Raw genomic sequence first — 20312 nt, 5'->3', positions numbered from 1 at the left:
GGGCGCTCACCAGAGCTGCGGGGCCGTCAGGTCGTTTCCACGGATGGCCGCATGACGTCTTGTTGGAACGTTTTTACGCTCCTATAGTCGCTGGACATCGGCCGAGAACAGCGACGTCCCCCCTCCGCTCGGACCCACTCTCCCCAGACGGAGCCGCATCATGGCCCGAACCTCGCCTGCCCCGAACCAGCCGGAACCGCCCATCGAGAAGCGCCTGTGGAAGGTCGCGACCCTCTCCGGCATGGCGTCCTACCTCGATGCCGCCCTCATCGTGAGCATCGGCGTCAACCTGGCCATCTACCGCGACGCCTACGACATGGGCGTCTGGATGGCCGGTGCGATCAGCGCGATCGTCACCATCTGCATCGCCGTCGGTTCCCTGGTCGGCGGGCGTCTCGCCGATGTCTTCGGCCGACGCCGTCTCTACAACCTCGACATCCTCTGTTACGCCGTCGGGGCGATCATCATCACGCTCGCCCCCGACGACATCACCCTTCTGGTGGGTGTCCTGCTCGCCGGTCTCGCGGCCGGCGCCGACCTGCCGACGTCCCTGGCCGTGGTCTCGGACGCCGCCCCCGACCACGCCCGAGGACGGCTCATCGCGTTCACGCAGGTCATGTGGATGCTGGGCATCATCGTCGTGGTCTTCGTCGGCTTCGCCCTGTCGGACACGGGCATGCTCGGGGCCCGTCTCATCACCGGCCATCTGGCGGTCGCCGCCCTGCTCACCTGGCATCTGCGCTCCCGGCTCGAACTGGCCACCGGGCCGGATCCGGAGCAGGACCCGGTCTCGGCGGAGAAGCCGGCCGAGCAGCAGGGCGTCGCGCTGAGGAACGTCTGGACCCGTGCCGCCCTGGTGCCCATGCTCGCGACCTTCGCCTTCTACGTCACCTGGGGCCTGGGCGCCAACACCATGGGCCAGTTCACGACGTATCTGCTGGTCACCGTCAGCGGTGCCTCGCAGAGCGTGGCCACCGGCATCAACCTGGCCTGTCTCCCGATCGGCCTGCTGCTGACGCTCGCCTTCGTGCGGATCGCCGACGGCCCACGGCGGGACCGGATGTTCTACATCGCCACGGTGGTGCAGATCGCGGCCTTCGCGATCGGCACGCTCACCCTGGGCGCCATCGTCGGCTTCCTGGTCTTCTACGTCCTCTACCAGCTGTCCTATCCCTTCGCCGGCGAGGCCAACTACAAGGTGTGGTCGCAGCTCACACTGCCCGCGGACACCCGCGGCACCACGCAGGGGATCACCTACGCCGTCTCGCGCGGGGTCTTCGCGGGCGTCGCGTTCGTCACGCCCGCCCTGCTCGACCGGAGCCCCAGCCTGTTGCTGTGGGTGATCACCGGCTGCATGGCCCTGTCGGCGCTGGCGGGCCTGTACATCGTCCGCGTCCTCGTTCCCCGCGTGTCCCCGGCCGCCACCGCTCCGGCGGACCTCAAGGTCGCGCAGACCTGAACCGAATCCCGAAGGAGCGCCGACCATGGCGACGACCGAATCCATCACGACGTACGCCGGTGAACGGGAAGCCGTGCTGGGCGAGTTGCTGCCGCCCGTGACCCGGCGCCGGCCGCGGATCGGGATGGTGTCCGGCGGACTCGGCACGTACTGGCCGCAGTTCCCGGGGCTGCTGCCCCAGTTGAAGGAGTCGGCCGCGTATGTCGCCGAGCGGCTGGGGCGGTTGGACGCGGAGGTGACGGACGCCGGGTTCGTCTCGGACGCGCAGGAGGGCGCGGCCGCCGCCGAGCGGCTCCGGCAGGTGGACTGCGATCTGATCGTGCTCTTCCTGACGACCTATCTGACCTCGTCGATGGTGCTGCCGATCGCGCAGCGCACGAACACACCGGTGCTGGTCGTCGACCTCCAGCCGTCCCAGCGGATGGACCACGCCTCCTTCGACACGGGCGATTGGCTGGCGTACTGCTCGCAGTGCTCCGTGCCGGAGGTCGGGAACGTGTTCCGCCGGGCCGGTATCCCCTTCCGGTCGGTGTCGGGGTGGCTGCGCCAGGAGTCGGCGTGGCGGCGCGTCGAGCGGTGGGTGCGGGCCGCGCACGTGCGGGCCGCGCTCCGGCACGCCCGGCACGGACTCATGGGGCACGTGTATCCGGGGATGCTCGACGTGCAGACCGATCCGACGCTGCTGTCGGCGACGTTCGGCTCGCACGTCGAGGTGCTGGAGTTCGACGATCTGCGGCACCGGGTGGAGAAGGTGACTCAGGCCGAGACCCGGGAGCGGGTGGAGCTGGCCCGGCGGATCTTCACCGTCGACGACAGCGTGGTCGACGAGGACTTCGCGTGGGGCGCGACCGTGTCGGTGGCTCTCGACCGGCTGGTGGAGGACTTCGGTCTCGACACCCTCGCGTACTACCACCGGGGACTCGACGGCGAGCAGCACGAGCGGCTGGGCGCCGGCATGATCCTGGGCGCCTCGCTGCTCACCGCCCGGGGCGTGCCCGCGGCCGGAGAGTTCGAACTGCGCACCAGTCTCGCCCAGTTGGCCTCGCAGAGCGTCGGGGCCGGGGGCTCCTTCACCGAGATCCAGGCGCTGAACTTCGAGGACGGGGTGGTGGAGATGGGCCACGACGGTCCCGCCCATCTCGCCCTGAGCGCCCGCGATCCGCTGCTGCGCGGCCTCGGCGTCTATCACGGCAAGCGCGGCTGGGGTGTCAGCGTCGAGTTCGACGTCCGGCACGGTCCGGTGACCCTGCTCGGGCTGGGCCAGGACGCCGACGGCAGCCTGTCGTTCATCACGTCGGAGGGCACCGTCGTGCCGGGTCCGCTGCTGGAGATCGGGAACACCACCAGCAGGGTCGACTTCGGCCGGGATCCCGGCGAGTGGGTGGACGCGTGGAGCGCGACGGGGGTCGGGCACCACTGGTCGCTGGCGGTGGGTCACCACGGCGCCGACTTCGGGGCCGCGGCGAGTCTGCTGGGGATCGAGCACCGTGAGGTGTGACCCGGGTGGTCACGGAAGGGACCGGATCCGGGGTCTGCAGCCCCCGGGCCGGTCACCCGGTCGTCAGGCTCAGCCGAACTGGCCGACCACGTAGTCGCCGGCCGGCTGCTGGGTCATGACGTTCAGCCGGTTGAAGGCGTTGATGACGGCGATCAAGGAGACCAGGGCGAGGAGTTGCTCCTCGTCGTAGTGCTTGGCCGCGTTCTCCCAGACCTCGTCCGGGACGCCGGACCCGTCGGCGAGGCGGGTGCCCTGTTCCGCCAGCTCCAGCGCGGCCCGCTCGGCATCGGTGAAGACCTTGGCCTCACGCCACGCGGCCACCATGTGGAGGCGCTGCGCGGTCTCGCCCGCGGCGGCGGCCTCCTTGGTGTGCATGTCGAGGCAGAACCCGCAGCCGTTGATCTGGCTGGCGCGGATCTTCACCAGTTCCTGGGTCGTCATCGGCAGTCCCGAGTCCGTGACCACCTTGCCCGCGGCGGCGAAGTGCTTGAGCAGTTTGCCGGCCAGCGGGCTGGTGAAGACATTGAGTCGGGCTTCCATGGTGTGCTCCTTCTGCCGTTGTCGTTGGCTACACACCTATGACTGAACGGCCCGGACGTTTGTGACAGGTTCAGATGTGACCTGCGTCTCCCTGGGGGTGGTCAGCCGCCGTACGCCTGCTTCCAGCGGGTCCGGTGCCGGGCGTCGCCCTGGCCGCGACCGTTCACGCCGGCCAGCGACGTGAGGGAGGCTCCGTCGTTCCACAGGCCGAGGAGGTCGCGGTGCACGGCGAGGATGTCGTGCTCCAGCGCGAACTTCACGGAGGGGCCGGTGAAGCGGGAGGTCGTCACGAAGACGGCCACGTCGGCGCGGAAGTGCACCCGGGCGCCCAGCAGATCACGCAGTTCGCGGTTCGGGATGGCCCTACTCGGTGCGTACCGCTTGCACTGGACGACCATGGTCCGGCCGTCCGGCAGCCGTCCGAGGACGTCGGCGCCGTTGTCGCCCGCGCCGCCCACCCGACGGACCTCGGTGCACCCGTCCCGCCGGCACAGGCCCGCGATCAGTTCCTCGAACTCGGTGCCCGTCATGACGTCCACCTCGGCGAGGGTCCGCCGGCCCGCCGCCACCGCGTCCTCCTCGCGCCAACGGCGGTCCCGGCCGCGCAGCAGCCGGTCCGTCCGCCACAGCCGCCATCCGACCGCCCCGCCGACACCGACCAGCAGGAAACCCAACAGATACGGCCACACGCTCGTCCAGCACACCACCAGGAGGACCAGCGCCGACGCGCCGCCTCCCATGCTCCACCTGATCCTCCGCGCCCGCCTTCTGCGAGCGGCCGTACCCCGTCCACGCCTGGCCACGGTGGCCTCCCCCCGGTGTCCCTGTCCAGGAGTCTGGGCAGTTCAGGAGGGCGTGGGTAGGGCGCGAGTCGGCCAAGTCCGGACACCGGCCGACCGCGGTACCGGAAGGCACCGCGGTCGGCCGGGATGGGAGGGTCAGCCCTGGACCGGCTTGCCGCGTCCCCAGGCCCACGCGAGGCGGTCGGCGCCGGACTGGTTGGTGGTCTCCAGCCACGGGCGAGCGGCGGGGCCGACGAGCTTCTGCACCGAGTAGATGTCGTCGGTGCGCAGGCCCGGCCAGTACACCGAGCCCATCTTCAGCTCGCGGAAGGTGTCGGTGACCGCCTGGATGAAGTTGACGAAGTTGTCGTCGGGGGTCTTCACGTTGTAGTTCAGACCGGTCGTCATCGGGGCGCCGAACTCGTCCGCCACGGTCCGGTTCGCGCAGTCGCCGATGCGCACCTTCAGGTCGGCCACCCACTCGTCGTAGGTGGCGTACGACTTCCAGAAGCCGTAGTGGTGCAGCGACAGGTAGGTGCCCTTCAGGCGCGGGTCGGCGCACACCGAGGTGACGTGGTCGTTGTAGCCGGCGCCGCTGACGAAGACCCGGTTGCGCGGCACCGACCTGTAGGTGTCCAGCCACTTCGCGGCGATGTCGGCCCACTGGGTGTCGGTGTAGCCGTGCGGCTCGTTCATCGGCTCGAAGTAGACCCGGGAGTTGCCCTTGTAGGCCTTGACGACGGTGTTCCACATCGGCCAGTAGGTGGCCTCGTCGTCGATGTAGCCGTCCTTGCGGTCACCGGTGCCCTCCCAGTAGGACACGATGACCTTGAAGCCGTGGGCCGTGGCGGCGTCTATGACGCCCTTGTACGACTTCCAGTAGGGGCCGTTGACGGTGTACGGGTTGATCGGCAGCCGGACGGTGTTGGCGCCGAGGTTGGCGCGGAACGCCGAGATGATCCGGCTCGCCTTGGTGTACGTCTGCGCGTAGGTGTCGGAGGTCGACAGGCCCGAGAGCTGGAGCTCGTCGTCGGCGAAGTTGTCGCGCGGGTCGGCCCAGTTGACGCCCTTGAACTGGGTCGTGTCGGTGGTCGGCGCGGCGGCGGAGGCGGGGCTGCCGGTGAGGGTGGCGCCGCTGATCGCGGCGATCGCGACGGCGACGAGCGAGGCACGCAGCCTCGGGGCGCGACGGGTGCTGACGGGGGTCTTGCGCATCGACCAAACCCTTTCGGAACGACAGCATGTTTACGTAAACATGACGGCGCCGGAATCGTGGCATCCACCTCGGCGACGGTCAAGGTTTGCCACACGTAACATCCGGTGCGACATGCGAAACATTCGTGTGCGGACGGAGGAGGCAGCAGTGGTGGAGCGGGGAGGTTCCGGTGTCCCCGGAGGCCGGCGAAAGCAGCGCGTGTCCATGGCGGACGTCGCCAAGCTCGCGGGCGTCTCCTCGCAGACCGTCTCACGGGTCTCCAACGGCCACCCCGGGGTGATCAGTTCGACGCGCGAGCAGGTCCTGGCGGCGATGCGGGAACTGGGGTACCGGCCCAACAGTGCCGCGCGGGCCCTGCGGTACGGCCAGTTCAACACCATCGGCGTGATCCTGTTCAGCCTCTCCTCCACCGGCAACAGCCGGACGGTGGAGGCGATCGCCACGCACGCGGCGGCAGAGGGCTACGCGATCACCCTGATCCCCATCGACGTCCCCACGCAGGACAACGTCCTGGGCGCCTTCACCCGTATGGGCGAGCTGGCCGTCGACGCGGTCATCGTCATCATGGAGATCCATCTCCTCGACACCGGGACGGTGCAGCTGCCGCCCGGGGTGCATGTCGTCGTGGTGGACTCCGACGCCGGTGACCGCTACAGCGTGGTCGACACCGACCAGGCGGACGGCGCCCGGCAGGCCGTACGGCATCTGCTCGACCTAGGCCATCGGACCGTGTGGCACGTGACCGGTCCGCAGGCGTCCTTCGCGGGGCAGCGCCGGACCCAGGCCTGGCGCGAGGTGCTCCGGGAGGCCGGGCGGCCGGTGCCGCCCGCGCTGTACGGGGACTGGTCGGCCGAGTCCGGGTACGCGGCCGGGCTCGTGCTCGCCGAACCGCCGGACTGCACGGCCGTGTTCGCGGCCAACGACCAGATGGCGCTGGGGCTGCTGCGCGCCTTCCACGAGCGCGGGCTGTCCGTGCCGTACGACGTCAGTGTGGTCGGTTTCGACGACATTCCCGACGCGGCGTTCTTCGTGCCGCCGCTCACCACCGTCCACCAGGACTTCGCGGAGGTGGGGCATCGCTGTGTCCAGAAGGTGCTTCAGCGGATCCGCGAGGGCGAGGGCGGACAGCCCGGCACCGATCTCGTCCCGACGCGCCTGGTGGTGAGGGGGAGCACCGCGGCACCGCGGGGCTGAGCGCGGCGGCGCGCTGTCGGGCATGATCCGACGGACACGGGGTTCGCGAGGAAACCGGGGGAACGGCTGTGATCGTGTGGATCAACGGGGCTTTCGGCAGCGGGAAGACCACGCTCGTGGAGGAACTGGGCCCGCGGTGGCCCGAGGCGCTGGTCCTCGACCCGGAGATGGTCGGCTACGTGCTGCGGGAGATCGTGGACGTGCCGACCGGCGACTTCCAGGACCTGCGGCTGTGGCGACGGCAGGTCGCCGGTCTGGCCGTCGGACTGGTCGAGGAGTACCGGCGCCCGCTGCTGGTCCCGATGACGCTGGTGAACCCGGGCTACCTGGGCGAGATCTTCGGTGCTCTGAAGGACGCGGACGTCGTCGTCCACCACTTCTTCCTCAAGGTCGCGCCGGAGGTACTGGCACGGCGGATCGACGCACGGAGCTTCTTCCCCGACGACCCTGCCAGGGAGGAACGGGTGCGGGCGTGGTGCAAGGCCCGCATCGAGACGTGCACGGCCGCGGTCGACACCCTGCCCGGCGACACGGTGTTCCTCGACGGCGGGTCGACCCCGCGGGAACTGGCCGCCCAGGTGCTCGCCCACCTCGGTTGACCTTGCCCCAGGGGGAGCCCGCAGCATCGCTCCATGGTGCGAGGGAAACGGCTGCTGGTCGACGTGGGGCCACTGCGGGAGGGTGCGTTCAGACGGTTGTGGGCGGCGGGGATAGTGACCGCTCTCGGGTCCCAACTCACCGCGGTCGTCGTGCCGTTGCAGATCTACGAGTTCTCCGGTTCGTCGGCCTGTGTGGGGCTGGCCGGTCTGGTGGGCCTCGCCCCGATGGCCGCGGCGGCGCTGTGGGGCGGTGCGCTCGCCGACGTACGGGACCGGCGGCGGGTGCTGCTGACGACCACGGTCGGCATCGGGGTGACGTCCTTGCTGCTGTGGGCGCAGGCGTGGGCGGATCTGCGGTCGGTGGCCGTGCTGCTCGTGCTGGTGGGTGTCCAGCAGGCGCTGTTCGGCGCCAACTCCACGGTGGGCAGGGCCGTGACACCGCGTCTGGTGCGGCCGGGACTGCTGCCCGCCGCCAACGCCTTGCAGTCGGTGGTCCTGCTGTCGGCCGGGATCGCCGGGCCGCTGCTGGCCGGGGCTCTACTGCCGGCCGTCGGGAGCCGGACGCTGTATCTGGCGGACGCCGTCGCCGTCTGCGCGACGATCTGGGCGGTGTGGCGGCTGCCGGCTCTTCCCGCTCCCGGCGACGGTGAGCGCCGACGGGAGCCGGTACCGCGGCAGATCGCGGACGGCGTACGGCTCGTGACGCGGCGTCAGATATTGCTGACGGTCTATCTCACCGACTTCGCGGCCCTGTCCCTCGGACTGCCCACGGCACTCTTCCCGCAGCTGGCGGCGGAGACCTTCCACCCGTCGGACATCGGGGTGCTGTACGCCGCCGTCTCGGCCGGTGGTGTGCTGGCGGGGTTGTTCTCCGGGGCCTTCACGCGCGTCCGCCGTCACGGTGTGGCGGTGGCGGTGTCGGCCGCGGTGTGGGGCCTGGCCGTGACGGGGTTCGGGTCGGCCCGCTCGCTGCCGGCCGCGGTGGCGTGGCTGCTGCCGGCCGGCGGTGCGCTCCTCGCGCTGGGCGTCTTCCGCAGGACCGTGCTGCAGACGGCCGTCCCCGACGGGATGCGCGGCAGGCTCCAGGGGATCGACACGGTGGTGGCCGTCGGCGGGCCACGGCTCGGCGATCTCCTGCACGGCACGGTCGGCGCCGCCCTCGGCGTGACGTGGACCGTGACGGGCGGCGGCGTCCTGACCGTCGTGGCGGCGCTCGCCCTCCTCCTGTTCGTCCCGGGATTCCGGCACCACCGGGCACCGGCCGAGGGCGGCCAGGAGGCGCTCGGCGTGCGGTCGTCCACCCGTCCCCCGCCCCCGCCTCGGCCCCGGGAGAGGGCGGAGTAGGCGGGGTCAGACGTCGGCCCGTACGAAGACCGGCTTGGTGTGCTTCTCGGGCAGCGCGGCCGGCAGGTCCTCCCAGTCGATGACGTGGGAGACGACCTTCTCGGGGGCCACCTTGCCGGAGGCGGCGAGGTGGAGGGCTTCGGGGAGGTGGGCGCGGACGTTGTCGCGGGCGACGCGCAGGGTGACACCGGTGAGGTACATGTCGAGCAACGGCAGTTCGCCGGGCCGGAAGTGGTTGCCGGCGCTCTCGCAGATCCCTTCCGGACCAAGGCACTTGACGGCGAGGGCGAGCTGGTCGACCCGCCCGGTGGCCTCGACGGCGATGTCGTAGCGCTGCGGGGCCGGCTCCAGGGTCTGGGCGGTCGCGGCACCGAACTCCCCAGCCAGTGCCCGGTGTTCGGCGTCGGGGTCGACGTAGAGCACCTCGGAGGCGCCGAGCGCGCGGGCGATGTCGCACACGTACAGGCCGATGCTGCCGCGGGCGACGACCAGGACCCGGGCGCCGGGGCGGGCCTTGAGATGGGGCGCGACCAGGCGCCAGGCCAGGGACCAGTTGTCACTGGCCGAGGCCATGGCGACCGGGTCGAGGCCGCCGGGCAGCGGGACGAGCATGGCGTCGGCGTACGGCACCCGGACCAGGTCGGAGAAGAGGCCGCCCCAGTCGCCGCCGAGAGGGGCGCCGTACATCGCCATGTGGGGCACCGCCTCGCAGTGCGCAGTCAGTCCCGCCCGACAGCGGTCGCACGCACCGCAGTTGATGGACCAGGGCACCACCACCAGGTCCCCGGGGGCTGCTGCGGTGACGGCGTCGCCGGTCTCCACGACCCGGGCGACGCACTCGTGTCCGAGGGCGAAGGGTGGTTCGACGAAGCCGTGTCCGGCGAGGATGGCGGAGTCGACGTCGCAGGGGGTGGCGGCCACGGGTGCGACGATCGCCTCCCGGTCCGACCGGAGCCTCGGGTCGGGCACCTCGCGCCACTCGACCGTGCGCCTGGCGACGTAGGTCAGCTCACTCATCGCTCCTCCCCTGCTCGGCGAGGGCCACGAGGTCGGCGTGGCGGACGACGGAACCGCCCGCGCCCCAGGTGCCGTCGGGCTGCTCGTGCACCAGGACCCACACCCGCGGGGCCTCGTCCGGGGGGAGTCCGGCGGCGGCCAGGACGGTCCTCGTCGCCTCCTCGACCAGGCCCGCCCTGCGGCGCTCGGAGAGGGCGCCCTGCGGGACGGTGACCTCGACGAGGAAGCGCGGCGCCTCGTCCTCGGCGGTGGTCTGGGCGCCCTCCGGCAGTTCGAGGAGGTAGCTCCACGCCTGGGCGCGGAAGAAGGCGGTGTCGGGGGCGCCCTCCCAGCGGAGCAGCACCGCGGCCAGGTCCTTCTGGACAGTGCGCCGCCCTTGTCCGGTCAGGGCTCCGGCAGGGGCGGTGAGGCGGATCATCGGCACGGCATACCTCGCTGGGGTCGGTTCGGCGCGTGGATTATGACAGTCGTTATAGACGGCGATCACGGTAGACTATGACGGCCGTTATAGCCAGTGAGGTCGGAAGGGACCGCGTACGTGACCAAGCCCAGCCCGTCGGCGCGCGAGCGGATCGTCGCCGGAGCCGCCGACATGATCAGTCGGCGCGGCCTGAACGCGACCAGCATCCGCGAGATGGCCAAGCACGCCCGGGCGCCGCTCGGCTCGACGTACCACTACTTCCCCGAGGGCAAGCAGCAGTTGGCCACGGAGGCGGTCCGCTACACCGGTGAGTGGGTCGCGCGCGGTCTGCGCAGGGAACTGCGGGCCGGGCCGGTCGCGGGCCTGCGCGCCTTTCTCGCCCTGTGGCGCAAGATCGTCGTGGACAGCGACTTCCGGGCCGGCTGCCCCGTCCTCGCGGTGTCCATCGAGGAGCCCGCCACCGAGGAGACTCCGGCGGCCCTGGCGGCCGCCGCCGACGTCTTCACCGAGTGGGAGGGCCTGCTGGCCGCCTCCCTGCGCGAGCACGGGGCCGAGGCCGAGCGGGCGGCCCACCTCGCGACGCTCATCGTCGCCGCCGTGGAAGGGACCGTGGCGATGTGCCGCGCCAAGCGCAGCACCGAGCCCCTGGACCGTACCGAGGAGCAACTCGAGACGCTCATCCTTGCCACGGTCGGGGGCTGAGGGCGGCTTCGGCCGGCCCGAGCGGTACGGAAGGTGACTCACCGGGCCGGCGTCGGCCTCTCCGGCCCGCACGCGTCGCCGGGGCGGCCGGGACGCCCTCAGTGACCCCGTCCGCGAGCTCGGCGTCGACGGCCGACGCGTGGTGCTCGGGCCCGGCGGACGCAGGGCCCGAGCACGACGTCCGTCGGCGTCCCGGCCGGCTCACAGCGCTGCTCCGGGCACAGGCGGCCTGTCGGCGCCCTCGGACGGTCAGACGTTGCGCCGGTACTGGCCGCCGACCTCGAAGAAGGCCTCGGTGATCTGCTGGAGGGAGCAGACCCGGGTGGCGTCCATCAGCACCGCGAACACGTTCTCGCCGCGTACCGCCGCCCCCTTGAGGGCGTCCAGGGCGGCCCGTGCCTCCTCGTGATGGCGGGCGTGGAAGTCCCGTACCCGTGCGAGCTGGGACTGCTTCTCCTCCTCGGTCGCGCGGGCGAGTTCGACGACGCCGGGCTCGGCGGTGTCGGCGTGCGGGTTGCGGAAGGTGTTGACGCCGATCAGGGGCAGAGAGCCGTCGTGCTTGCGCTGCTCGTAGAGCATCGACTCGTCCTGGATACGGCCGCGCTGGTAGCCGGTCTCCATCGCGCCGAGCACACCGCCGCGTTCGCTGATCCGCTCGAACTCCTGGAGCACGGCCTCCTCGACCAGGTCGGTGAGTTCGTCGATGATGAACGACCCCTGGAGCGGGTTCTCGTTCATCGCCAGGCCCCATTCCCGGTTGATGATCAGCTGGATGGCCAGGGCCCGGCGCACGGACTCCTCGGTGGGGGTGGTGACGGCCTCGTCGTAGGCGTTGGTGTGCAGGCTGTTGCAGTTGTCGTAGATGGCGATCAGCGCCTGGAGCGTGGTGCGGATGTCGTTGAAGTCCATCTCCTGCGCGTGCAGGGAGCGTCCGGAGGTCTGGACGTGGTACTTCAGCTTCTGGCTGCGCTCCCCCGCGCCGTACTTCTCCTTCATCGCCACCGCCCAGATGCGGCGGGCGACCCGGCCGAGGACCGAGTACTCGGGGTCCATGCCGTTGGAGAAGAAGAACGACAGGTTGGGGGCGAAGTCGTCGACGCTCATGCCCCGGGCGAGATAGGCCTCGACGTAGGTGAAGCCGTTGGCCAGGGTGAAGGCGAGCTGGCTGATGGGGTTCGCGCCGGCTTCGGCGATGTGGTAGCCGGAGATGGACACCGAGTAGAAGTTGCGGACCTTGTGCGCGATGAACCACTCCTGGATGTCGGCCATCATCCGCAGGCTGAACTCGGTCGAGAACAGGCAGGTGTTCTGGCCCTGGTCCTCCTTGAGGATGTCGGCCTGCACGGTGCCGCGCACGTTGGCCAGCGCGTGCGCGCGCAGTTCGGCCGCCTCCTCCGGTGAGGGGTCACGGCCCTCCTCGGCGCGGAACCGCTCGGTCTGCTGGTCGATCGCGGTGTTGAGGAAGAACGCCAGGACGGCGGGTGCGGGCCCGTTGATCGTCATGGAGACGGAGGTCGTGGGCGCCACGAGGTCGAAGCCGTCGTAGAGCGCCTTCATGTCCTCCAGGGTGGCGACCGAGACGCCCGAGGTGCCGACCTTGCCGTAGATGTCGGGGCGCTCGTCGGGGTCGCGGCCGTAGAGGGTGACAGAGTCGAACGCGGTGGACAGTCGGGTCGCCGGCTGGCCCTCCGAGAGGAGCTTGAAGCGCCGGTTGGTGCGGAACGGGTCGCCCTCGCCGGCGAACATCCGCGCCGGGTCCTCGCCGTCGCGCTTGAAGGGGAACACCCCGGCGGTGAAGGGGAAGTGGCCGGGCAGGTTCTCGTTGCGCCAGAACCGGACCAGTTCGCCGTGGTCGGTGAAGCGGGGCAGGGCGACGCGGGGGATCTTGTTGCCCGACAGGGACTCGCGGGTCAGCTTGGTGCGGATCTCCCGGTCACGGACCTTCACGACCTGCTCGTCGCCGGAGTAGGAGACGATCACGGCGGGCCAGTTGGTGATCTGTTCCGTGATCTCGTACGGCAGCTGCCGACGCGCCTCGGCCAGCAGGGACCGCACGTCCTCGGCGTCCAGGCCGGCATCGGCGAGCTCGCCCTCGACGAGCTCCAGCCGCTGCACCCGCCGCGCCTGCTCGGCCAGTCGCAGCGTCTCGGCGTGGTAGCCGCGGACGGCATCGGTGATCTCGGCGAGGTAGCGCACCCGGTCGGCGGGGACCACCTGGCGGATGCCGGAGGAGTGGCGTACGTCCACCGGGGCCAGCGACCCCTCGTTCAGCGGCAGACCCTTGTCCACCAGGGTGCTCTTCAGGTGCTGGTAGAGCGCGGTGACCCCGTCGTCGTTGAAGGTGGCCGCGGAGGTGCCGTAGACCGGCATGTCCTCGGGCCGCTGGCCGAACGCCTCGCGGTTGCGGACCAGTTGGCGGCCCACGTCCCGCAGAGCGTCCTTGGCGCCGCGCCGCTCGAACTTGTTGATCGCCACGACGTCGGCGAAGTCGAGCATGTCGATCTTCTCGAGCTGCGAGGCCGCGCCGAACTCGGGTGTCATCACATACAGGGAGGCGTCGACGAACGGCACGATCGCCGCGTCGCCCTGGCCGATGCCCGGCGTCTCCACGATCACCAGGTCGAATCCGGCGGCCTTCACGACGTCGATCACGTCGGAGAGGTGCTCGGGCAGCTCGCGGCTGCCGCGGGTGGCGAGGCTGCGGAAGAACACCCTCTCGCCGTCGAGGGAGTTCATCCGGATGCGGTCGCCGAGCAGCGCTCCGCCTCCCCGCCGCCGGGTCGGGTCGACCGCGATCACGGCGATGCGCAGGGAGTCCCGCTGGTCGACCCTGAACCGGCGCACCAGCTCGTCGGTGAGCGACGACTTCCCGGAGCCGCCGGTGCCGGTGATGCCGAGCACCGGCACGTTGCGCGCGGCCGCCGCCGCCCCCAGCTCACGCCGGAACTCCTCGGGCAGCTTGCCGAGTTCGGCACCGGTGAGAGCGCGGGCGAGCGCGAACCGGTCACCGGTCAGGACCGCGGTGAGGTCGGCCGGCTTGGCGTCCCAGAGGTCGAAGTCGCAGTCCTTGACGACCGTGTTCACCATCCCGGCGAGACCCAGTCGCTGACCGTCCTCGGGCGAGAAGATCGTCACCCCGCTCTCCCGGAGCCGGGCGATCTCCTCGGGCACGATCACTCCGCCACCGCCGCCCACCACCCGGATGTGCTCCGCGCCCTGCTTGCGGAGCGAGGCCACCAGGTACTCGAAGTACTCCACGTGTCCGCCCTGGTAGGACGAGACCGCCACGCCGTGCGCGTCCTCCTCGAGAGCCGCGTCCACGACCTCCCGCACGGAACGGTTGTGGCCGAGGTGGATGACCTCGGCGCCCTGCGACTGGAAGATCCGCCGCATGATGTTGATCGAGGCGTCGTGCCCGTCGAACAGCGCCGAGGCCGTGACCAGGCGGACGGGGTGGACAGGGCGATGCAGATCGCTCATGGCGGAGCCTTCCCAGGACACGTCGAAGAACGCGGGCTGAGAAAATACTAGGACGTCCTAGTAAATACGCAGGGGTCGGGGTGAGGGGAAGCACAGCAGGATGCCCGGCGACCGGCACCCCGCGAGCGGCTCAGGCGCCCCGCTCCTCTTCGCCGGCGACGGTCGCATCAGCAACCGCCTGCTCCTCGCCGCCCTCCTCGCACCGCTTCTTCAGGGCGAGCTCCCTCGCCACCCTGTCCGAATGGAGCCTCATCTCGGCCTCCGTACGCAGGTCGAACAACGTCGCCTCCCAGTCCACTTGACCATTGCTTTACTTGAAGGTTACCCGATCCGCCTGCCCCCTGTCACCGGCGAACTCTGTTCGCACACAGGAAGTTGGGACGGTGTTCACCACCAGCGCGCCGGCCGCGCCCGCCGGGAGGTCAACCACCTGCCCGACGGCCCCGGGCAGCGGCCCGCGACGCGGCTCTCGCCCACGCCGACCCGTTGGTGGGCAACGGCTGGATCTACGGCTACGACGCCGAGGCGGCCCTCACGGCGCCGGCCTGATCCGGGCCGGACTCCGGCGGACCAGGTGTTCCCGGTGGCAGGGTCCGCCTGTCGGCCGGGCGTACTGACTCCCGGTCAAGCGATCTTGATCCGTGATCTCTAGGATGAGAGCTCAAGACAACCATTCCGGCCGGTCCGACGGGGGGACCCAGAGGGACCGCCGGGGGTCGCCGATGCCAGGGTCCGCTCCCCGGGCTGCGGTGATCTTCCTTCCCAGGAGGACCTTCCGCATGTTCCGAAGTATTGGCAACGCTGTCGTCCGACATCCCGTCTGGACGATCGTTGCGTGGTTGATCGCCGCTGTGGCGATCGTGGCCAGCGCTCCGAGCCTGCCCTCGAACAGCGACGAGAGCAGTTTCCTCCCCAAGAGTTACGAGTCCATCAAAGCGGCGGAAGTACAGCAGAAGGCGTTCCCCAGCGCCTTCACGCCGTCCGCGATCGCGCTGTACCAGCGCACCGACGGCGGCAAGCTGACCGCCGCCGACCAGAAGGACGTCGCCCGGATCACCACCGAGCTAGGCAAGAAGAAGATCGACCAGGTCCAGAAGGTCGTCCCCGGCCAGCCGTCCTCGGACGGCAAATACGCCCTGACCCTGGTCCAGATGGACAGCAAGAAGGCCGGCCAGCCCGAACAGGCCGACGCGGCCAAGGTGTTGCGCGACGACGTCAAGAAACTCGCCAAGGGCACCGACCTGGACGTCAAGCTCGGCGGTTCCGCCGCCCAGGCCCTCGACCAACAGGACTCGTCCAAGCGCGGCGAGGCACTGATCGGCATCGGCACCTTCGTCATCATCCTGGTGACGCTGCTGATCATCTTCCGGGCGCCGATCCTGGCCTTCCTGCCCCTGATCACGATCGGGCTGGTCTCGGCCATCGCCAACGGGCTGATCGCCTACGCCACCAAGCTGTTCGGCCTCCAGGCCAACAGCTCGATCTCGTCGATCCTGATCGTCGTGCTCTTCGGCGTGGGCACGGACTACTTCCTGTTCCTGATGTTCCGCTACCGCGAACGCCTGCGCCTGGGCGACGAACCCAAGCAGGCCATGATCAACGCGGTCGACCGGGTCGGTGAGGCCATCGCCTCCGCCGCCGGAGCGGTCATCATCGCGTTCCTCGCGCTGGTCCTGTCGACGCTGGGCTTCCTCAAGCAGATGGGCCCGGCCCTCGCGATCGCGGTCACCGTCACCCTGATCGCGGGCCTGACCCTGATCCCGGCCGTCGTCTCGCTGATCGGCCCGAAGATCTTCTGGCCGTCCAAGTCCTGGCAGCGCGAGCCGGAGAACGCCCGGTTCGCCGCCCTGGGCCGCGGAGTGCGGAACCGTCCGGCGCTCACCGCCGCGCTCTCCGGACTCGTCCTGGTCGTGCTGTCGCTCGGGACGTTCGGCTTCAACGCCACGTTCGACCTGGCGTCCGGCTCCATGCCCAAGACCAAGGAGTCGATGGTCGTCCAGGACGAGATGCAGAAGGCGTACTCGGCGGGCGCCGCCGCGCCGACCGACGTCTACCTGTCCAGCACCGACGGCAAGCCGATCGACACGAAGGTGTTCGACGGGTACGTGAAGAAGCTCGGTGCCGTGGACGGCGTGGCGAACGCCCGTCTGTCGCAGTTGAACAAGGACGGCACCACCATCGACTTCACCGTCACCCTGAAGTACGAGGCGTCGACGGACAAGGCCATCGAGACGGTGGGCCGGGTCCGCGAGGTCGCACACGCCGACGCCCCGGACGGCACCGAGGCCCTGGTCGGCGGCATGTCCTCGATCTACAAGGACATCGACACGGCGGTCAACCACGACTACCGGACGGTCTTCCCCGTCGCCGCCGCGCTGATCATGCTCATCCTGGGGCTGCTGCTGCGCAGTGTGGTCGCCCCCTTGTACCTGATGGCGTCGGTGGGTCTCGGCTTCGGCGCCACACTCGGTGCCACGGTCTGGATCTTCCAGGACGGGCAGGGTCACTCGGGCCTGATGTTCATGCTCCCGGTGATCATGTATCTCTTCGTGGTCGCCATCGGCACCGACTACAACATCCTCATGATCGCCCGGCTGAGGGAGGAGGCTCGCGAGGGCCGCGAACCGCGTGAGGCAGCCGGTATGGCGCTGCGGCACGCCGGTCCCACGGTGGCCGCGGCGGGCTTCATCCTGGCGGCGACCTTCGCCACGATGATGCTGGCGGGCAACGCCCTGCTCACGGAGATGGGCTTCGCCGTCTCCTTCGGCATCGCCGTCGCCGCCTTCGTCATGGCGATGTTCTTCACGCCCAGCCTCACCGCCCTGATCGGCCACGCGGCCTGGTGGCCGGGGCACGCGGACCGGGCGAAGGAGACACCCGCCGCCCCTGCACCCGTCTCCGGCGGCGAGCGGGACAGGGCGGTGCAGGATCCGGCCGGTCGCCGCAACTGACACCGACGGGACGAGACGGCGTCTGCCGGGCCGCACGGCTCGGCAGACGCCGTCCTTCGTCCCGGCTCAGCGGGGAGGGGCGCCTGCCACCGCGGAACACCGCCGCCGGCCTGACACGACCCGGTGTCTGCCACTCTGGACCCCGTGCCGAACCTCTCTCCCGTCACCCCGGACGCCCCCGCCCTCATACGGGTCCCGCTCCTCACCCAACAGTGGCTCGACCTCGCCTTCGTCCACTGGGCCGTCGAACCGGCGGTCGTGGCAGGGCTGTTGCCTCGCGGCACGGTCCCCGACACCCACGACGGGCTCACGTACGTCGGGCTCGTCGCGTTCCGGATGCACCGGGTCGGCTGGCTGGGGCTGCCGGGTGTGCCGTACCTCGGGACCTTCCCGGAAACCAACGTGCGCCTGTACTCGGTGGACGAGCACGGGCGGCGCGGGGTGGTGTTCCGCTCGATGGACGCCTCCAGGCTGATCCCGGTGGTGATGGGGCGCGTCGGCTTCCGGCTGCCGTACCTCTGGTCCCGGATGAGTGTCCGCACCGCCGGCGACACCGTCACCTACACCAGCTCACGCCGCTGGCCCGGGCCGCGGGGTGCCCGCAGTGTCATCACGGTCCGGACCGGCGAACGCATCGGGGAGCCGACCGCCCTGGAGCACTTCCTGACTGCCCGCTGGGGCATGCACAACGCCTTCTTCGGCGGCCCCGAGCCGTTGGCCTACCTGCCCAACGACCATCCTCGCTGGCCCCTCTACCGCGCCGAGCTGCTCACCTGCGAGCAGGACCTGGTCACCGCCGCCGGCCTGCCCGCCCCCACCGGCGCCCCGGTCAGCGTCCTGTACTCCCCCGGTGTCCCGGTCCGCCTAGGCCGCCCGGCCCGCCCCGCGGGCATCCCCACGCCCTGACGACGGCCCGGTGGCCTCGGCGTGCGGGGTCGCCGGGGCCGGTACCCATCCGCGTATCGGATGCCGTGCGGAGTCGCCGGGCCGTGACACCTCCGCGTACCGGATGCCGTACGGAGTCGCCGCGCCGTGACACCTCCGCGTACCGGATGCCGTACGGGCCGACGGGGACGGCGTTCCTCGGACATTCACGGCGGGATCACGTCCGGGGGGTTGAACAGGTCCGCGACCTCACTAGCGTCTGTGGGCGTCCCGACCCACACGAGTGAGGTGTCGATGTCCGCAAGACATGTCCTCGCCGGCCTGGCGCTGGTGCTCGCCCTGTCGGCAGCCACCCCCGCGACGGCGTACGACGGCCACCAACCCCCGTGGCGGAAGCACCGCTTCGACCTCCAGGCGCACCGTGGCGGTATCGGCATGACCACCGAGGAGTCCCTAGAGGGCTTCGGCAAGGCGATGCGCCTCGGGGTGTCCACGCTGGAGCTGGACACCCATGTCACCAGGGATCGCAGGGTCGTCGTCAACCACGACCGGCAGATCAGCGCGGTCAAGTGCCGTGACACGGGGCCGGTGACGGCCGACGACCCGATGTACCCGTATGTCGGCAAGTACATCAAGGATCTGACGCTGGCTCAGATCAGGACCCTGGACTGCGGTTACCGGCAAATGCCCGGCTTCCCCGAGCAGGAGGTGGTCAAGGGCTTCCGGATGGTCGAGCTGAAGGACGTGCTGAACCTGGTGAAGAGCTACCGCGCCAAGCGGGTCAGGCTCAACATCGAGACGAAGGTCGAGGCGGGGGCGCCCGAACAGACCGCGCCGCGTGAGCTGTTCGTGCGCCGGGTCCACGAGGAGATCCACCGCTCGGGCATCGAGAACCAGGTCACCATCCAGTCCTTCGACTGGGGCGCGCTGAAGGTGATGCACGAACTGGCGCCCAAGTGGCCCCTCGTCGCGCTCACCAACTACGACTTCCTCCAGGTCGGCAAGCCCGGCGCGTCCCCGTGGCTCGGCGGGATCGACGCCGACGACTACGGCGGCGACTTCGTCAGGGCGGCCGCCACGATCCCCGGTGTCACAACCCTCTCCCCCAACTACGGCTTCCCACAGAGCGGCGAGGTCGGCGACCCCGGCTTCCGCTTCTACGCCGACCGGACGATGGTGAGGGAGGCCCACGCCCGGGGCCTGAAGGTCGTCCCGTGGACCTGCGACGACCCGGCCACCGTGGAGGCGCTCATGGACATGGGCGTCGACGGCGTCATCACCGACTACCCGAACCGCGTACGGCAGATCATGGCCGAGCGCGGCATGCCGCTGCCGAGGGCGTACCGGCCCCGCTGACGCGGTCGCACCGCGTGCGCCCGTCGACACGACACCGTGCCGACGGGCGCACGCTCGGGTGGTCAACGCCCCCGGCGTGTTCTCGCCGCCGTCGCCGAGCCGGGCTTCCTCGCGCGACGTCCCGCGCTCGACGACAACGGCACGGCTACGAACGGTAGGTGTCCGCCGGGAGAGCCGACCTCGGGGCGGGACGCCTGCTCACCCATCCGTACAGGACCAGCGAGCAGACCGCCGCCAGCGCGCACCAGGTCGACACGAACTCCAGCCGCCACAGCAGCCAGCACACCAGGGCGCCCGCCCCGGCCAGGACTCCGAGCCCGGTGAGCCACCGGTCGCCGGAGAGCAGCAGCGCGCCGACGGTGGCGATCAGGTAGCCCGCGACGAGCAGTTCCGCCCGGGGCAGTCCGATGACATAGGCCATGGTGTGGCCGCGGATCTCGGCCCGGACGGGCCGGGTGGCGAGACCGTGGGCGAGGAAGGCGGCGGTCAGCGCTCCCACCGCCACGAGCGCCGTCACCCGGCGGCGTGCCGCCCGGCGTGAGGCGGCGCACCACACCCCCACCGGCACCCACACGGCGAGCACGGGCAGGGCGATAACGGCCCAGGTGACGGTGGCCGCGCCGGTCCCACCGCCCATGTGCCAGATCTGGGCCTCGACCAGTTGGTGGACGCCGAGCAGCAGGGGGAGCGCGGCGAGGGGCAGGTCCTGGGCGCGGCGGGTCCTGATCACACAGGCCGCCCCGACCGACGCGATGGCCGCGCCCGCCACGAGATCCGCTGTCGCACTCCAGCACATGACACCACCATGTCAGGCCGGGCCGCCGAACAGGCACCGCGCCACGACACGGACGGGGACGGGGCGGGCGCG

General features: G+C 70.6%; 17 protein-coding genes. 9 read left to right on the top strand and 8 right to left on the bottom strand.

Annotation, left to right across the window (positions count from 1 at the left end; genetic code table 11):
• The first annotated feature begins 160 nt into the window (after nucleotides 1-160).
• Entirely contained in the window at nucleotides 161-1459 is a 1299-nt protein-coding gene (locus ABZ098_RS16810) for an MFS transporter (RefSeq protein ID WP_356591663.1), read from the top strand.
• Nucleotides 1460-1484: 25 nt separating this feature from the next.
• Nucleotides 1485-2957: an L-fucose/L-arabinose isomerase family protein gene (locus ABZ098_RS16805; protein ID WP_356591661.1), complete on the top strand. Its 1473-nt coding sequence runs from the start codon at nucleotides 1485-1487 to the stop codon at nucleotides 2955-2957.
• 69 nt (nucleotides 2958-3026) lie between these two features.
• On the opposite strand, the gene ABZ098_RS16800 is transcribed toward ABZ098_RS16805, so the two are convergent.
• From ABZ098_RS16800 to ABZ098_RS16790, 3 genes are all read right to left on the bottom strand, one after another.
• Nucleotides 3027-3497, bottom strand: coding sequence for a carboxymuconolactone decarboxylase family protein (locus ABZ098_RS16800; protein ID WP_356591659.1), 471 nt, complete (start codon nucleotides 3495-3497; stop codon nucleotides 3027-3029).
• Between the two features lie 101 nt (nucleotides 3498-3598).
• Entirely contained in the window at nucleotides 3599-4237 is a 639-nt protein-coding gene (locus tag ABZ098_RS16795; protein WP_356591657.1) for a restriction endonuclease, read from the bottom strand.
• 198 nt (nucleotides 4238-4435) lie between these two features.
• A complete protein-coding gene (locus ABZ098_RS16790; RefSeq protein ID WP_356591655.1) occupies nucleotides 4436-5494 on the bottom strand; it encodes a cellulase family glycosylhydrolase in 1059 nt (352 codons plus the stop codon).
• A 148-nt stretch (nucleotides 5495-5642) separates the two neighbouring features.
• Here ABZ098_RS16790 and ABZ098_RS16785 point away from each other — a divergent pair, with 148 nt between their 5' ends.
• The 3 genes from ABZ098_RS16785 (at nucleotide 5643) to ABZ098_RS16775 (ending at nucleotide 8632) form a co-directional block, all read left to right on the top strand.
• Nucleotides 5643-6689: a LacI family DNA-binding transcriptional regulator gene (locus ABZ098_RS16785; protein WP_356592323.1), complete on the top strand. Its 1047-nt coding sequence runs from the start codon at nucleotides 5643-5645 to the stop codon at nucleotides 6687-6689.
• A 68-nt stretch (nucleotides 6690-6757) separates the two neighbouring features.
• Nucleotides 6758-7288 carry an AAA family ATPase gene (locus ABZ098_RS16780; protein ID WP_356591653.1) on the top strand — a complete coding sequence of 177 codons (531 nt, stop codon included), beginning with the start codon at nucleotides 6758-6760 and terminating at the stop codon, nucleotides 7286-7288.
• 33 nt (nucleotides 7289-7321) lie between these two features.
• Entirely contained in the window at nucleotides 7322-8632 is a 1311-nt protein-coding gene (locus ABZ098_RS16775) for an MFS transporter (RefSeq protein WP_356591651.1), read from the top strand.
• A 6-nt stretch (nucleotides 8633-8638) separates the two neighbouring features.
• Here ABZ098_RS16775 and ABZ098_RS16770 read toward each other — a convergent pair whose 3' ends face one another.
• Together ABZ098_RS16770 and ABZ098_RS16765 are read right to left on the bottom strand one after the other, a co-directional pair.
• Nucleotides 8639-9649 (bottom strand): alcohol dehydrogenase catalytic domain-containing protein, encoded by a 1011-nt coding sequence (locus ABZ098_RS16770; RefSeq protein ID WP_356591649.1) that lies wholly within the window; start codon nucleotides 9647-9649, stop codon nucleotides 8639-8641.
• Nucleotides 9642-10073, bottom strand: a complete 432-nt coding sequence (locus ABZ098_RS16765; RefSeq protein ID WP_356591647.1) for a tautomerase family protein — start codon at nucleotides 10071-10073, stop codon at nucleotides 9642-9644. Before ABZ098_RS16765 ends, ABZ098_RS16770 begins: the two co-directional genes overlap by 8 nt.
• 114 nt (nucleotides 10074-10187) lie before the next feature.
• Here ABZ098_RS16765 and ABZ098_RS16760 point away from each other — a divergent pair, with 114 nt between their 5' ends.
• Nucleotides 10188-10772, top strand: a complete 585-nt coding sequence (locus ABZ098_RS16760) for a TetR/AcrR family transcriptional regulator (RefSeq protein ID WP_356591645.1) — start codon at nucleotides 10188-10190, stop codon at nucleotides 10770-10772.
• Between the two features lie 249 nt (nucleotides 10773-11021).
• Here the strand turns inward: ABZ098_RS16760 and icmF are convergent, their stop codons facing one another.
• Entirely contained in the window at nucleotides 11022-14252 is a 3231-nt protein-coding gene (gene icmF, locus ABZ098_RS16755) for a fused isobutyryl-CoA mutase/GTPase IcmF (RefSeq protein ID WP_356591643.1), read from the bottom strand.
• A gap of 130 nt (nucleotides 14253-14382) precedes the next feature.
• Nucleotides 14383-14505 (bottom strand): hypothetical protein, encoded by a 123-nt coding sequence (locus ABZ098_RS16750; RefSeq protein WP_356591641.1) that lies wholly within the window; start codon nucleotides 14503-14505, stop codon nucleotides 14383-14385.
• A gap of 526 nt (nucleotides 14506-15031) precedes the next feature.
• Here ABZ098_RS16750 and ABZ098_RS16745 point away from each other — a divergent pair.
• From ABZ098_RS16745 to ABZ098_RS16735, 3 genes are all read left to right on the top strand, one after another.
• Nucleotides 15032-17203 carry an MMPL family transporter gene (locus ABZ098_RS16745; RefSeq protein ID WP_356591639.1) on the top strand — a complete coding sequence of 724 codons (2172 nt, stop codon included), beginning with the start codon at nucleotides 15032-15034 and terminating at the stop codon, nucleotides 17201-17203.
• Nucleotides 17204-17347: 144 nt separating this feature from the next.
• Entirely contained in the window at nucleotides 17348-18109 is a 762-nt protein-coding gene (locus tag ABZ098_RS16740; RefSeq protein ID WP_356591637.1) for a DUF2071 domain-containing protein, read from the top strand.
• Between the two features lie 273 nt (nucleotides 18110-18382).
• Nucleotides 18383-19444: a glycerophosphodiester phosphodiesterase family protein gene (locus ABZ098_RS16735; protein WP_356591635.1), complete on the top strand. Its 1062-nt coding sequence runs from the start codon at nucleotides 18383-18385 to the stop codon at nucleotides 19442-19444.
• 145 nt (nucleotides 19445-19589) lie between these two features.
• Here ABZ098_RS16735 and ABZ098_RS16730 read toward each other — a convergent pair whose 3' ends face one another.
• Nucleotides 19590-20240, bottom strand: coding sequence for a DUF6629 family protein (locus ABZ098_RS16730; protein ID WP_356591633.1), 651 nt, complete (start codon nucleotides 20238-20240; stop codon nucleotides 19590-19592).
• Nucleotides 20241-20312 lie beyond the last annotated feature (72 nt).

Origin of the sequence: Streptomyces sp. NPDC006335 (genome assembly GCF_040612795.1) — a bacterium.
In the GTDB taxonomy this organism is placed as follows: domain Bacteria; phylum Actinomycetota; class Actinomycetes; order Streptomycetales; family Streptomycetaceae; genus Streptomyces.
This window is presented reverse-complemented; position numbering and strand designations above follow the sequence as displayed.

What these genes read in the sequence shown, in the direction of transcription:
- ABZ098_RS16810 (WP_356591663.1), top strand. Translation starts at nt 161, where the DNA reads ATGGCCCGAACCTCGCCTGCCCCGAACCAGCCGGAACCGCCCATCGAG.
- ABZ098_RS16805 (WP_356591661.1), top strand. Translation starts at nt 1,485, where the DNA reads ATGGCGACGACCGAATCCATCACGACGTACGCCGGTGAACGGGAAGCC.
- ABZ098_RS16800 (WP_356591659.1), bottom strand. Translation starts at nt 3,497, where the DNA reads ATGGAAGCCCGACTCAATGTCTTCACCAGCCCGCTGGCCGGCAAACTG.
- ABZ098_RS16795 (WP_356591657.1), bottom strand. Translation starts at nt 4,237, where the DNA reads ATGGGAGGCGGCGCGTCGGCGCTGGTCCTCCTGGTGGTGTGCTGGACG.
- ABZ098_RS16790 (WP_356591655.1), bottom strand. Translation starts at nt 5,494, where the DNA reads ATGCGCAAGACCCCCGTCAGCACCCGTCGCGCCCCGAGGCTGCGTGCC.
- ABZ098_RS16775 (WP_356591651.1), top strand. Translation starts at nt 7,322, where the DNA reads ATGGTGCGAGGGAAACGGCTGCTGGTCGACGTGGGGCCACTGCGGGAG.
- ABZ098_RS16770 (WP_356591649.1), bottom strand. Translation starts at nt 9,649, where the DNA reads ATGAGTGAGCTGACCTACGTCGCCAGGCGCACGGTCGAGTGGCGCGAG.
- icmF (WP_356591643.1), bottom strand. Translation starts at nt 14,252, where the DNA reads ATGAGCGATCTGCATCGCCCTGTCCACCCCGTCCGCCTGGTCACGGCC.
- ABZ098_RS16750 (WP_356591641.1), bottom strand. Translation starts at nt 14,505, where the DNA reads ATGAGGCTCCATTCGGACAGGGTGGCGAGGGAGCTCGCCCTGAAGAAG.
- ABZ098_RS16745 (WP_356591639.1), top strand. Translation starts at nt 15,032, where the DNA reads ATGTTCCGAAGTATTGGCAACGCTGTCGTCCGACATCCCGTCTGGACG.
- ABZ098_RS16735 (WP_356591635.1), top strand. Translation starts at nt 18,383, where the DNA reads ATGTCCGCAAGACATGTCCTCGCCGGCCTGGCGCTGGTGCTCGCCCTG.
- ABZ098_RS16730 (WP_356591633.1), bottom strand. Translation starts at nt 20,240, where the DNA reads ATGTGCTGGAGTGCGACAGCGGATCTCGTGGCGGGCGCGGCCATCGCG.